The sequence below is a fragment of the Metabacillus niabensis genome (assembly GCF_902829255.1).
Classification (GTDB): Bacteria; Bacillota; Bacilli; order Bacillales; family Bacillaceae; genus Metabacillus; species Metabacillus niabensis.
Genome location: NZ_CADEPK010000016.1, coordinates 1 through 14,531 on the forward strand (window position 1 = coordinate 1; position 14,531 = coordinate 14,531).

Genomic DNA, 14,531 nt, shown 5'->3' on the forward strand with positions numbered 1-14,531 from the left:
TAATAACTCAATTTATAAAGCAATATAGACCATAGTTCACAAAAAGGTTTATCTGTTTTAGTGCTACCCGCTTGTAAAGCTTATGAAGACATTATTTTCGTCAATTTGACAGGCTTGACAAGAAAAATTCACACATTTACAATTAAGATGTATATTTTACAATTTTGTAGAATGTTGATTGAAGCATTTTGAAAGCAAAAATGTTGGTACTTGAATTTGTCTTCTTAAATAATAGTTCATAAGACGTAAAGTTCAACATGATACGAAAGCTTTGAGCTGTATGTTGACAACTTATAATTGAACAATGTACATGCCGACACTTTAATCTAGAAAAAACAAGTTCATAGCAAGAGGAGGTGTAATGATGGAAGTTGTATCAATACTCATCTCCATTTTGCTTGGCCTAATCGTCGGTGCAGTTGTTGGCTATTTTGTTCGTAAATCAATTGCTGAAGCAAAAATTGCAGGTGCAAACCATGCAGCTGAGCAGATTCTTGAAGACGCAAAGCGTGATGCGGAAGCAACGAAAAAAGAAGCACTTCTTGAAGCGAAAGATGAAATTCACAAGTTGCGAACAGATGCAGAAAAAGAAGTTCGTGAAAGACGAAATGAGCTTCAGAAACAAGAAAATCGCTTATTACAAAAAGAAGAGAATCTAGACCGAAAAGATGAGTCTTTAGATAAACGTGAAGTTATCCTAGAGAAAAAAGAAGATTCTCTGAATCAAAGACAACAGCATATTGAAGAGATGGAAAGCAAAGTGGACGAGATGGTGCGTAAGCAGCAATCAGAGCTTGAACGCATTTCTAGCCTTACACGAGATGAAGCAAAATCAATCATACTTGAAAAGGTTGAAAATGAGCTCACACATGATATTGCAATCATGATTAAAGACAGTGAAAATCGTGCAAAGGAAGAAGCAGACAAAAAGGCTAAAGAAATCCTGTCACTTGCTATTCAGCGATGTGCAGCAGATCATGTGGCAGAAACAACTGTATCTGTTGTAAATCTCCCAAATGATGAAATGAAGGGTCGTATAATTGGCCGTGAGGGACGGAATATTCGTACACTTGAAACATTAACAGGAATCGACTTAATTATCGATGATACTCCTGAAGCTGTTATTTTATCAGGATTTGATCCAATTCGTAGAGAAACAGCAAGATTGGCATTAGACAAGCTTGTTCAGGATGGACGTATACATCCTGCTCGTATTGAAGAGATGGTTGAAAAATCCCGTAGAGAAGTGGATGAATATATTAGAGAAGTTGGAGAGCAAACCACATTTGAAGTGGGTGTTCACGGTCTTCATCCTGATTTAATAAAAATCCTTGGTCGACTTAAATTTCGAACAAGCTACGGTCAAAACGTGTTGAAGCATTCAATGGAAGTTTCTTTCTTAGCGGGGCTAATGGCATCGGAACTTGGAGAAGATGTATTATTAGCGAAACGAGCAGGTCTCCTTCATGATATTGGTAAAGCAATTGACCATGAAGTAGAAGGAAGCCATGTTGAGATTGGTGTTGAGCTTGCTACAAAATACAAGGAACATCCAGTCGTAATTAATAGTATTGCTTCACATCACGGAGACACAGAACCAACGTCTATTATTGCTGTAATCGTTGCAGCAGCAGATGCATTATCAGCTGCAAGACCTGGTGCACGTAGTGAAACATTAGAAAATTATATACGTCGCCTTGAAAAGCTCGAGGAAATCTCTGAATCTTATGAAGGTGTTGAAAAGTCATTTGCTATCCAAGCAGGACGTGAAGTCCGAATTATTGTAAAACCTGATAGCATTGATGATTTACAAGCACACCGCTTGGCACGTGACATCCGAAAAAGAATTGAAGAAGAGCTCGATTATCCTGGTCATATTAAAGTTACGGTTATTCGTGAAACAAGAGCAGTTGAATATGCAAAATAAAGTGGGGCAGAAATGCGCCACTTTATTTTTTTGTAAAACTATGTGAGAATAAATAAGCAAAGAAGTAAAAGACGAAATACTAAGATGAATTAATTGCAAAGAATTGAGGAAATAAAAATGAAAATATTGTTTGTGGGAGATGTTTTTGGTTCACCAGGCCGTCAAATGGTAAAGGAATATCTACCAAAGTTAAAAACAAAATATAATCCACATGTTGTCATCATTAATGGCGAAAATGCAGCACACGGTAAAGGGATTACTGAAAAAATCTATCAACAATTTATAGATAGTGGTGCACATGTTATAACGATGGGAAATCATACTTGGGATAATCGAGAAATATTTGAATTTATTGATCGCGCACATCAAATGATACGACCTGCAAACTTTCCAGAAGATAATCCGGGTAAAGGGATGGTATTTGTTACGAGCGCAGGTAAAGAAGTGGCGGTCATTAATTTGCAAGGGCGTGCTTTTTTACCTCCAACAGATTGTCCATTTAAAAAAGCTGACGAATTAATTAAAGAAGCTAAAAAGCGAACATCCATTATTTTTGTTGATTTTCATGGAGAGGCAACAAGTGAAAAACAAGCGATGGGATGGTATTTAGATGGAAGAGTGTCAGCTGTAGTTGGTACACATACACATGTTCAAACAGCAGACGAACGAATTCTTGACAAAGGAACAGCTTATATTTCTGATGTCGGAATGACAGGACCTTACGATGGTATTTTAGGGGTAAACCGTGAAATGATTATGAAAAGGTTTTTAACAAATCTACCAGTAAGACATGATGTTGCAGATGGTCGCACACAGCTAAGCGCTGTCGTAATAGATATTGATGATAAAACGGGTAAGGCCAAGAAAATTGAACGAATTCTTATTAATGATGATCACATGTTTTTTGAGTAAAAAGAAAGATGCATTTCTTTCTTATAATTTCATGCCTTTAATTGCTATTTTACAATTTATTTATTAATACTTTTTCTAGAATATTATCGCTTTTATAAACATGTAAAGGTTATTGGAGCATAAGTTCAAAATTTCTACTGGTTGCGTAGGATAAGTGAGACGTAAGCAGGTGCTTAAACCAAAAAGATTCTCCACCAAGCACTGTAAGAGGAATTCAAGCATAACGACTTAGTAAAGGCGACAAGGTTTACGAAAAATGCATGAGTCTTATGTGTAGAAAACCATATTTCAGAGATGAATCGTAAAAGTTTTCAAATTTGCTAAATGTTTATTTACAGAAAGCAATCATTTAACAAGGCTGTTTTCTTAAATAAAATGAATCCAAGCAGGAATACTTTCTATTTCTAGTGAATATAGTATCAATGGATGAATATCTAATACCGTTTAGAAAGGATACAGGGGAGGCCTTTTTAAACGAATGATGCCAAAGCTGTTCTAATGAACACTCAAGGATTCATTGAAAATTAAGGGGGAGCTAGAAATGGAAATATTAAAGGTTTCAGCAAAATCTAATCCTAATTCTGTAGCCGGTGCATTAGCTGGTGTTTTAAGAGAGCGTGGTGCTGCAGAAATTCAAGCGATAGGAGCAGGTGCTCTTAATCAGGCCGTTAAAGCTGTAGCGATTGCTAGGGGCTTTGTAGCGCCGAGTGGTGTCGATTTAATTTGTATACCAGCATTTACAGATATTCAAATAGATGGTGAGGAACGGACAGCAATTAAACTAATTGTTGAGCCTAGATAACAATAAGTCAGAGAATATCATTAAGGGTTTGACTCAATTTATGAGTCAAACCCTTAATTTTTGAAAGGAGTTTCGTAGAAATGAGAGTATTTGATGCCCATTGTGATATGTTATTAAAACTTTGGAGAAACCCTTGCATAAATGTAGAAAATGATAAAGGCTTACACGTTTCCATTTCAAGGCTTAAATCCAAGGAAAAGCCTATACAATGTTTTGCGATATTTGTACCAGAGGAAATACCATTTCATCAGCGACTTCAAGTGGCGGAAGCACAAATAGCTCTATTTTATCAAAAGATCATAAGGAACTATCCTGAGATAAAATTAATAAAGAGTAAAAAGGATATGAATCCATTAGCTGATCATGAGATTGGTGCGATTTTAACGTTAGAAGGCTGTGATGCGATCGGTGATAGGCTTGAGCAGTTAGAAATTTTCTATCAATTAGGGGTAAGGTCAGTCGGGCTAACTTGGAATTACGCTAATCTTGTTGCAGATGGTGCGTATGAAACACGAAATGGTGGTCTAACGGTTTTTGGGAAAAAAGTAATCAACTACCTAAACGAAAAAAGATTGTGGACGGATTTATCCCATACATGTGAAGCGAGTTTTTGGGAAGCGTTAGATATTGCACGGTTTCCAATTGCATCACATTCAAATGTTTTTAATTTATGTCCACATGTTCGCAATCTTAAAGATGAGCAAATAATTGGGTTGTTTAAGAAAAACGGTATGATCGGATTAAGCTTTGTCCCCTATTTTACGACAAGCGGTTTAGCAAAAATAACGGATCTATTAAAACATATTGATTATCTATGTGCGCTTGGTGGAGAAAATCATATTGGTTTTGGGTCAGATTTTGATGGTATTGATGAAACGATTATCGGCTTAGAAAATTATTCTTGCTATGACAATTTAATCAATCAGTTACTTACTCATTACTCTCATAGCTTGGTAGAAAAATTCCTATTTCAAAATTTTTACGATCATATTTCCTTTTGATTCTAATATATGGCCTTAGAATCAATGAAAACAGAAAAATAATCGTAAATAATCATCTCACATAAATCGCTTTAGCTAAAAATGAAAATGCCTTAAGTATGGAACTCGAACTCTATATTCTTCGACATTTTTATTAGAAATACTTGTAATTTTGTTAAGTAGGGTCTACAATTAAAACGTTTAGTTTTAAATCCGATCAATTTACTCAGTTTAAGTAAATAATATTTTTCTAGATTTATAAAACTTATAAAATTGTATCTATTGAACTTTAGAGGGGTGTAAGAACATGATAAGTCAACTTTCATGGAAAGTTGGAGGGCAACAAGGAGAGGGCATCGAAAGTACTGGTGAAGTATTCTCAATTGCCTTAAACCGACTAGGTTATTACTTATATGGATATCGGCATTTTTCTTCACGTATTAAGGGCGGGCATACGAATAATAAAATCCGTGTCAGCACATCTGAAGTCCGTTCTATTTCGGATGATTTAGATATATTAGTTGCCTTTGACCAGGAAACAATTGATGTAAACTTTCATGAGCTTCGCAATGGTGGGATCGTACTAGCGGATTCAAAGTTTAATCCGACAATTCCTGAGAATGTAAACGTTACATTATATCCTGTTCCGTTTACAGAAATCGCAACTGAATTAGGAACGTCTTTAATGAAAAATATGGTGGCAATTGGAGCAACAAGTGCAATTCTCAATATCAATCCTAACGGTTATCATGAAGTTGTACAGGATACATATGGCCGAAAAGGGGAAAAAATTGTCGAAAAAAATATGGAAGCAATCAAAAAAGGTGTGGAATATTTAAAAGATGTATTCGGATTTGATCGAACAGATATGTATCTTGAAAAGGCAGATGGGCAAAAAAGAATGTTCATGATTGGGAATGATGCGATTGCATTAGGCGCAATAGCAGCTGGTTCTCGGTTTATGGCTGCATATCCAATAACACCCGCATCTGAAATTATGGAATATTTAATTAAAAAGCTTCCGAAATTTGGTGGGGTTGTTATTCAAACAGAAGATGAAATTGCCGCATGTACGATGGCTATTGGGGCCAATTATGCAGGAGCACGTACCTTTACTGCATCCGCTGGTCCTGGCTTATCACTTATGATGGAAGCGATCGGCTTATCGGGAATAACGGAACAGCCGCTTGTGATCGTCGACACACAAAGGGGAGGACCTAGCACAGGCTTACCAACGAAGCAGGAGCAGTCTGATCTAATGGCTATGATTTATGGTACACATGGTGAAATTCCAAAAGTGGTCATGGCACCAAGTACTGTTCAAGAGGCATTTTATGATATGATTGAAGCTTTCAATATTGCTGAAGAGTACCAAGTACCGGTTATTCTCTTAACTGATTTACAGCTTTCACTAGGAAAACAAACTGTTGAGCCGTTAGATTATCATAAAATCAACATTCGCCGTGGAAAGCTGCTTAACGATGACTTACCAGAGCTTGAAAATAAGGCATACTTTAAACGTTATGAAGTAACTGAAGATGGTGTCTCTCCCCGTGTTCTTCCTGGTACGAAAAACGGGATTCATCATGTTACTGGTGTAGAGCATGATGAGACAGGAAAGCCTTCAGAGGTAGCATTAAATCGGATTGAGCAAATGGATAAACGTTTAAGGAAGTTAGCAAACATAAACTTTAACACTCCAGTTCATAAAAGGATTTATCATGATCACCCAGATATCTTATTCGTTGGCTTTATTTCAACACGAGGAACAATTGAAGAGGCAATGGAGAGATTAGAGAATGATGGTATAGCAGTAAATCATGCACATATTCGCTTAATTCATCCATTTCCAACAGAAGAGCTGCTTCCATTAGTTGAGGCAGCAAAAAAAGTTATTGTTGTTGAGAATAATGCGACAGGGCAATTAGCGAATCTTTTAAAAATGAATATCAGTTATGCAAATAAAATTGCTTCGTTATTAAAATACGATGGAAATCCTTTTCTTCCTCATGAAATCTACACACGTAGTAAGGAGTTGATCTAAATGGCAGTAACATTTAAAGATTTCCGAAATAATGTAAAACCAAATTGGTGTCCAGGCTGTGGTGATTTCTCGGTTCAAGCTGCCATTCAACGAGCTGCTGCCAATATAGGCTTACAGCCCGAACAATTAGCTGTTGTTTCTGGAATTGGCTGTTCTGGTCGAATTTCTGGATATATTAACTCCTATGGTTTTCATGGCATTCACGGGCGGTCATTGCCAATTGCGCAAGGTGTAAAGATGGCAAATCGAGACTTAACCGTCATTGCTTCAGGAGGGGACGGAGACGGATTTGCGATTGGGATGGGACATACGATCCACGCTATTCGTCGAAACATTGATATTACGTATATTGTGATGGATAATCAAATATATGGTTTAACGAAAGGACAAACATCACCTCGAAGTGAAGCGGGATTTATTACAAAAAGCACACCTGAGGGGTCAATTGAATCCTCCTTATCAATTATGGAAATGGCATTATCAGCAGGTGCTACATTTGTTGCCCAAAGCTTTTCAACTGATTTAAAGGATTTAACAGCATTAATAGAAGCTGGTATTCAACATAAAGGGTTTTCGTTAATTAATGTATTTAGCCCATGTGTGACATATAATAAAGTAAATACCTATGATTGGTTTAAAGAAAATTTAACTAAGCTAGCAGATGTTGAAGGCTATGATCCACATAATAAAGAACTTGCAATGCAAACGTTAATGAAGCATAACAGTCTTGTTACAGGATTAATTTACCAAAATAACACGCAAAAATCTTATCAGGAGTTAATTAAAGGCTATAGTGAAGTTCCGTTATCTAAAACGGATTTAGCTATCGAGGAAGAAGAATTTAATCAATTAATAGCCGAATTTATGTAAGGTTTTACTGAAGGGAACGAGAAAAATTTCTCGTTCTTTTTATATGAAAATATGAATTAGCCCATCATTAAGAGAGAATAAGAAAAATAATTATCAAAAATAGGTTAAGTAAAAGCTATATTAAGGATTTAGTGCTTAATATAGCTTTTATAATACTTGACCCATTAAAGTCATTAAAGAAGAGTAATATTGCATGACTTGCATTCATTTATAGTTGTTTCATTCCAAACAGATGCTTGGACCTCACCTATATGTGCCTTTTTTAATAGATACATACATAATCGTGATTGGCCAATTCCTCCGCCAATGGAGGAGGGGAGTAAACCGTTAATGACTGCTTGATGAAAAGGGAATGTTAGTCTTCTCTCTTCTTTTGAATCCTTTAATTGTTTCAACAGAGCATTTTCATCAACGCGAATTCCCATCGATGAAATTTCAATCGATTTCTTTAAAAGTGGGCTCCATAATAAAAGGTCACCATTTAATGACCAATCGTCATAATCAGGGGAACGGCTATCATGTTTTTCACGATTACTAAGAACACCGCCAATTTGCATAATAAATATAGCACCATATTCCTTTGTTATACTATCTTCCCTTTGTTTCGGAGAAAGAGTTGGGTATAATTGTTCAAGCTCCGCAGTCGTAATAAAATGTATCTCATTAGGTAAAATTGGCTCAAGCTGTGGGTGAAATTCGTACATAAACATTTCCGTTCGTTTTATTGCTTTGTAGATTTTTTTTACTTCACTTTTTAATTTATTAATTGTTCGTTCGTCCTTAGAAATGACTTTCTCCCAGTCCCATTGATCAACATAGATCGAATGGAGGTTATCAAGTATTTCATCTCTTCTAATTGCATTCATATTCGTATAAAGACCTTCGTCAATTGTAAATCCGTATTTCGCAAGTGCCAGTCTCTTCCACTTAGCAAGTGATTGAACAATCTCGATTTGTTTTCCGTTCATATCTATTCCATCAAAACGAACAATTCGTTCTGTCCCATTTAGGTTATCGTTTATTCCGGTTCCTTCATGGACAATCAACGGTGCAGATACTTTAATAAGGTTGAGTTCTTCTGCTAGCGTTTCTTCGAAAAAATCCTTTAGCTCTTTAATGGCAATCTCTGTATGCATCAGATTGAGGATTGGTTTGTATCCTTTAGGAATGGCTAATGTTTGAGACATCTTATTACCCTCCAATTGATAAACATAATATCTTTTTTTAAGTAATTAGGTGTTTGACTAAAATACTTTATGATGAATCCACTAATTTGTTACTCCACTATTGCGAAAAAGGGTAGTAACAATTCTTTATTAGCCCGTAAATGAAATTTATACATGTAGAATGGGTAAACTATATTTAATAGACAAAAAATACTACTAATAGAAATTTTTATCATTTTTCAGGAGGGAAATTGTGAAGAGTCATCCAAAGAAAAGCCGTTCTTTTTCAATGAGAACACGAAATTTTTTTTCCGGATTTTTATTAGGAATCGGCTTTGTTGCTTTTATTGACGAAGCTATCTTTCATCAATTATTACATTGGCATCATTTCTATGATAAATCAGTAACAGCAGTGGGACTAATCTCTGATGGTTTATTCCATGCGTTTAGTTGGTTTGCAACTGTTGCTGCTCTATTTATGTATGCAGATGTAAGACGTCATCATGCCTACTTAAAAGGAGTTTGGTGGGGAGGATTTTTTATTGGTGCTGGTGGTTTTCAACTATATGATGGAATTATTCAACATAAGCTAATGCGCATCCATCAAATTCGCTATGATGTAAACATTCTTCCATATGATCTCACATGGAATATTCTCGCTTTCCTTATGGTGATTGTCGGTATTATTCTCATGCGTTCTAATAAAAGAAACCAAGGTGGTATAAAGCAATATGAATCACAGTAGTCATAATCATCATGATAACCTTGATATGATTTCAATTGATGTGATGCAAGTTGCTTTAAGTTTTTTATTTCTCCTTGCACTATTTGCTTATTTTTTTGCAGTCAAAACCTCTAATCGACGTCATAAACAATGGCCGTTTAGCAGAACTATTTTTTGGATTTTAGGGATATGCTGTATAGGTGTTGCCACTTTAAGTCCCTTGCAAATAATGTCACATTCAAACTTTGTTGCACATATGATCATTCATTTTTTAATAGGGATGCTTGCACCACTTTTTATCGTCTGTTCTGCACCGATGACATTATTGCTACGGACACTTCATGTAAAACAAGCTCGCCTTTTAACAAGATTATTAAAAAGCAGACTAAACCAGATGTTTCTTAATCCAATTGTTACGTTGTTATTAAATATCGGTGGTTTGTGGCTACTCTACATGTCTCCTTTATTTTCAATGATGAGTCAAAATCATTTTCTTCATTGGTTTATTCATGTTCATCTTTTCATTGCTGGTTATCTTTTTACATTGTCCATCATTTATATTGAACCTATTCCTCATAAATATAGTTTTGTCTTTCGCTCAGTTGTGTTGCTTATCGCACTAGCTGGTCATGGGATTTTATCTAAATATTTGTATGCGTTGTGTTTTATAAGGATTAACAAATTGTATCGTTCACACACGATACAATTTGTTAATCCTTATAAAACACAACAAGGAGTTGGCAAAACAACTCCTTGTTGTTAGATGCCTTTATTTTTTTAAGTGATATGGTACTGTTGTGACAACGACGTCTCTCCGATACAGTAAGAAAGCACGAATAAGGAGACTTGATTGATTGTGCAGGATATTCTGCCATCCTTTTTTAGGGATAAATTGTGGAATGACAACTGTTACCTGATAATTTCCTTCCCTTGCTTTATGCTCTACTGTATTAACAAATTTGCTAAGTGGATTGATAATACTTCTATATGGAGAGTGCAGTGTCACAAGCCTTATATCTGGTTGCCATTTCTTCCATTTTTCTTCAAATCTTTTCTCGTCCTCTCTATCAAATGAAACATAAACAGCAATAATTTGATCTGGTGAAAGAGATTTAGCGTAATTCAAGGAATTCTCAACAACATGAGTAATACCAGCAACAGGCAATATCATAACATTACCTTCGATCGGTAAAGTTGGTTCACAAGTTGTAAGTCGAAGCTGTTCACCGACTGCTTCATAATGCTTTCTAATTCTATGAAATAAAAGAACAATAATCGGTAAAAATATTAAAATTGACCATACTTGTGAGAATTTTGTTAAGAAAAACATTAAAGTAACAAGTAAGCAGATTACTGCACCCATTGTATTGATTATAAATTTAGGAATCCATCCCTCAGGCTTTTCTCTTAGCCATTTAACCATCATTCCCGATTGAGACAAAGTAAATGGCAAAAATACTCCGACTGCATATAGAGGTATTAGATGCTCTGTTTTTGCATGAAATGCGACAATTAAGATGATTGAAGCAATTCCAAGGATGATAATCCCGTTCGAATAACCTAATCGATCCCCTCTAATCAAGAACATTCGCGGTATAAACTTATCTTTCGCTAGATTAACTGCAAGTAAAGGAAAAGCAGAATACCAGTATTTGCTGCAAGAATTAATATTAACGCTGTAGTTCCTTGAATAAAGAAATACATGAAATTCCGTCCGAAAATTTCCTCAGCAATTTGTGAAACAACCGTTACTTCACCACTTGGAGTGATTCCATACGAATAGGCTAGAAATACTATTCCTGAAAACAGGATAGCAAGTAAAATCCCCATAAACATTAACGTTTTAGCAGCATTTTTTGGTGCTGGGTTTTTGAAGTTAGGAATTGCATTCGATATCGCTTCTACACCTGTTAAGGCAGAACTTCCTGAGGCAAAAGCCCTTAATAGTATAAATAAACTAATCCCAGCAACAGGTGTCCCTATTGGAGTATGTGCTTCTGTTGGAACTCCTCCTATTGTAACATTGTATATTCCTACTCCTATTAAAAGAAACAGAGCTAATACGAATAAGTAAACAGGATAAGCTAATATTGAAGCTGACTCCGTTACTCCTCTTAAATTTAACAACGTAAGTAAAATCACAAATCCAATGGCAATTTCTACATTAAAGCCATGTAATGTAGGAAACGCAGAAGTTATTGCATCTGTCCCGGCAGAAACACTAACCGCAACAGTTAAAATATAGTCTACTAAAAGAGAACCACCAGCAATTAAGCCTGGATTAACGCCTAAATTACTTTTTGAAACAATATATGCCCCTCCTCCATGAGGATAAGCATAAATAATTTGACGATAAGACAAGATGAGCGCCGACAGTAGTATTAATACTCCTACTGCGATAGGAATTGAATACCAAATGGCAGCAGCCCCTACAGTAACCAATACAATTAATATTTGCTCTGGACCATATGCCACTGATGAAAGAGCATCAGAGGATAGGATTGCTAAAGCTTTCGTTTTATTAAGCTTTTGTTCACCTATTTCATTGCTTTTTAATGGACGTCCAATTAATAATCGTTTTATAGACGAAATCATATAAAAACTCACCCGCCTGCTTATTTTCCTTCAATTTTATCTTTCCCGTTTAAGAAAGATTTTTATAAAAAATACATTTACAGAAAACAAAAAAGTGTCTACAAGTCATAGTTAAATAGACCTGTAGACACTTTAATTTTTTTGTGTCACAAGCTCCACCTTCCTTCTCATATAACGCTTACGAGGTTAGCTGTCGGATTCGGGCCATTGAGTAGCCCTACCTATATAGGATTCACCCCTTGGATAAATTTCTATCCACAATAATGGTTCCCCCGTACCTAATGGTTTCAGCGATTTAGAAATTTGAAACTGTAATTATAATACTCCTGACGTCAGCTTAAGTAAATGGTTTTTTTGTAAAGATTTAAAAATAGATAATCGAAAACTTTAGTAATGAATTAATAATCTGTCCAATAAAAGTACACCCTTATATAGTGTCTTTTCGAAAACTTAAAAATAGGTCAACTTTTATGAAGATGGTGAAACAGACTTCTTTTCGACATGGACAATCTTTTTAGTAGCATTTGAGTGTCTTACATTACCGACGATAATTCCACAAAGTATGAAAATAACACCTATCCATTGCACCACGCCAACATCTTCCTTCAAAACGAGCGCTGACATTGAAACAGCTACTGGAAGCTCTGATGTCGTTAATATTGTTCCAAGTCCTGGTCCAATATGTGGCATCCCAATTGAAAATAATAGAGGTGGGAGTACTACCCCAAAAAAGCCGAGAAGCAATCCATATGGTGCAACACCTAGTAAAACTGGAAAATCAACTAGATAGATTGGTGGAAACACTAGAAAGACAACGATTAACCCTCCAGTGGAAAGAACCGCACTTTTTAAAAGTGGTGATACATTCGTTCCAACTGATCCGCTCAGAAAAATAAAGGCTGAAAACGTTACTGCAGCTAGCAGCCCCCACATAGTTCCTTGCCATGATAAGGAAATTCCACCATTCGAAATAATACCAGCTGCTAAAATTGAGCCGATTAGCAGAATCATAATCGCAAGCAAATTCACTTTAGAAGGTTTTTTCTTATAGAATATCCACTCAATAAGTGTACCAATCCAAACAAATTGAAATAGTAAAATAATTGCCAATGAAGCATTAAGTGTTTGCAGTGATTGATAATAAAATACTCCTGTTAAGCCAAATGGAATCCCTGATAGTAATAGTTTAATCGTTTGGTTACGTGAAATTTTCTTCCTTTTTGTTAACAGAACGAGTCCCCAGGAAATCAATGATCCAAATAAGTATTGTCCTCCTGTAACCTCTGTCACCGAAAAACCATTTGCATAAGCAAGCTTAACAAATGTAGATAATATTCCATAACAACATCCACCTAAAAAAACAATAAATGCATAATGCCAAGTTTTCAAAATACATCCTCCTTTTTTGCATTAAAAAAGCCACACAATTGTCATTCGACAGTTGTGTGGCGAAAATAGAGGTACCCTCTAGAAAAATCCACGTCCTAAAAATTTAGGTTTTATTATTCAATTTCAAAAATATTATAAAATTCATCATTGTTAGTTGTCAACGAAAAATAACATGAGCTCGATTTTCCTTCCCCCATTTAGAGAAGAAAAGATTTATATATGACCCTTTAATAAACCTATTTGGCAAGTACTTCATAATGGAAAATCTAATTTTATTTGTTCACCCTCTCTAAAATAGACTTAACGAATTCAGTTTTATCTTCGGCGTATTTATGTTTGTTCCCGTTACTGACTAAAGATAATTCATGCTTGAGTTTTGCATATTGATTTTTTGCTGTTTCATTATCTCTCAAATAATCTCTAAATTTTAGCTGGTCGAGTAGAAATCGATTACCACTTTGATACATATGTATTTGATGTGTCCTTGGTTCTCCTTTGTTAAAGTAATGTCTTTCTGGCAGTACATTTGTCCCTTTATAAGAGTACCCAATTTCTACTAATGGTTTAACGCATTTTTCTCCATCCTGAAAATCCTTCATCTCAATAGCGATATCGATAATCGGCTTGGCGCTTAAATCCCTTATAGCGGTACTTCCGATATGATGAACATTTACGATATATTGACCAATTATATGTTCGATTTTCTTTTTCTCTAATTGATATTCTTTTTCCCAATCACTTGTCCAAGGAACTATAAATACCTCACCTTTTGGTAATCCAAGCATATTCGAATCACTCCTTAGTGTACATTCCGAACTTATTGGTAGGCGTCTATAAATTAAAACTATGTTTTTTTTGCTGTTCTAACTGATATATTAATAACTAAGAAAGGTCTGGTAATTTAAGAGATAGTTATCGAAAATAATCATTTATATTGTTGTTATTCATTCCGATTACTTTTTTATTCGTAAACCAATTAATATGGCAATTGATATAAAAATGACGATAGGTATAATTATTTGCAATAAATCTAACCAATGAAAAGGGGCTTCATGGGAATAAATGGCTTTTTGCCACCCATTTTCACTTACTTTAACAGCAATAGCCTTTTCAGTAGGTATA

11 protein-coding genes, 1 pseudogene and 1 riboswitch are annotated in these 14,531 nt (G+C 35.3%); of the genes and pseudogenes, 8 read left to right on the top strand and 4 right to left on the bottom strand.

The window, feature by feature from the left end:
• Positions 1 to 364 precede the first annotated feature (364 nt).
• The 6 genes from rny (at position 365) to HU235_RS03810 (ending at position 7,535) form a co-directional block, all read left to right on the top strand.
• Positions 365 to 1,927 carry a ribonuclease Y gene (rny, locus tag HU235_RS03785; protein ID WP_370877278.1) on the top strand — a complete coding sequence of 521 codons (1,563 nt, stop codon included), beginning with the start codon at positions 365 to 367 and terminating at the stop codon, positions 1,925 to 1,927.
• Positions 1,928 to 2,044: 117 nt separating this feature from the next.
• Positions 2,045 to 2,839: a TIGR00282 family metallophosphoesterase gene (locus HU235_RS03790; RefSeq protein WP_174879377.1), complete on the top strand. Its 795-nt coding sequence runs from the start codon at positions 2,045 to 2,047 to the stop codon at positions 2,837 to 2,839.
• 541 nt (positions 2,840 to 3,380) lie between these two features.
• Positions 3,381 to 3,641 carry a stage V sporulation protein SpoVS gene (spoVS, locus tag HU235_RS03795; RefSeq protein ID WP_003181955.1) on the top strand — a complete coding sequence of 87 codons (261 nt, stop codon included), beginning with the start codon at positions 3,381 to 3,383 and terminating at the stop codon, positions 3,639 to 3,641.
• 80 nt (positions 3,642 to 3,721) lie between these two features.
• Positions 3,722 to 4,642, top strand: coding sequence for a dipeptidase (locus tag HU235_RS03800; RefSeq protein ID WP_174879378.1), 921 nt, complete (start codon positions 3,722 to 3,724; stop codon positions 4,640 to 4,642).
• A 286-nt stretch (positions 4,643 to 4,928) separates the two neighbouring features.
• The gene (locus tag HU235_RS03805) at positions 4,929 to 6,665 is read left to right on the top strand and encodes a 2-oxoacid:acceptor oxidoreductase subunit alpha (protein ID WP_174879379.1); all 1,737 of its coding nucleotides are present in this window, start codon (positions 4,929 to 4,931) and stop codon (positions 6,663 to 6,665) included.
• Positions 6,666 to 7,535 (top strand): 2-oxoacid:ferredoxin oxidoreductase subunit beta, encoded by an 870-nt coding sequence (locus HU235_RS03810; protein ID WP_145582968.1) that lies wholly within the window; start codon positions 6,666 to 6,668, stop codon positions 7,533 to 7,535.
• A gap of 173 nt (positions 7,536 to 7,708) precedes the next feature.
• On the opposite strand, the gene asnA is transcribed toward HU235_RS03810, so the two are convergent.
• Positions 7,709 to 8,722: an aspartate--ammonia ligase gene (gene asnA / locus HU235_RS03815; RefSeq protein ID WP_174879380.1), complete on the bottom strand. Its 1,014-nt coding sequence runs from the start codon at positions 8,720 to 8,722 to the stop codon at positions 7,709 to 7,711.
• A gap of 268 nt (positions 8,723 to 8,990) precedes the next feature.
• Here asnA and HU235_RS03820 point away from each other — a divergent pair, with 268 nt between their 5' ends.
• The gene (locus HU235_RS03820; RefSeq protein WP_174879383.1) at positions 8,991 to 9,446 is read left to right on the top strand and encodes a DUF2243 domain-containing protein; all 456 of its coding nucleotides are present in this window, start codon (positions 8,991 to 8,993) and stop codon (positions 9,444 to 9,446) included.
• Entirely contained in the window at positions 9,433 to 10,188 is a 756-nt protein-coding gene (locus tag HU235_RS03825; RefSeq protein WP_174879381.1) for a cytochrome c oxidase assembly protein, read from the top strand. Before HU235_RS03820 ends, HU235_RS03825 begins: the two co-directional genes overlap by 14 nt.
• Positions 10,189 to 10,194: 6 nt before the next feature.
• On the opposite strand, the pseudogene HU235_RS03830 reads toward HU235_RS03825, so the two are convergent.
• The 3 genes and pseudogenes from HU235_RS03830 to HU235_RS03840 form a co-directional block, all read right to left on the bottom strand.
• Positions 10,195 to 12,020, bottom strand: a pseudogene (locus tag HU235_RS03830) (APC family permease).
• A gap of 159 nt (positions 12,021 to 12,179) precedes the next feature.
• Positions 12,180 to 12,323: riboswitch (cyclic di-AMP (ydaO/yuaA leader) on the bottom strand.
• Positions 12,324 to 12,488: 165 nt separating this feature from the next.
• Positions 12,489 to 13,409: an EamA family transporter gene (locus HU235_RS03835; protein ID WP_095300144.1), complete on the bottom strand. Its 921-nt coding sequence runs from the start codon at positions 13,407 to 13,409 to the stop codon at positions 12,489 to 12,491.
• 272 nt (positions 13,410 to 13,681) lie between these two features.
• Positions 13,682 to 14,194, bottom strand: coding sequence for a GrpB family protein (locus HU235_RS03840; protein ID WP_174879382.1), 513 nt, complete (start codon positions 14,192 to 14,194; stop codon positions 13,682 to 13,684).
• Between the last annotated feature and the right edge of the window lie 337 nt (positions 14,195 to 14,531).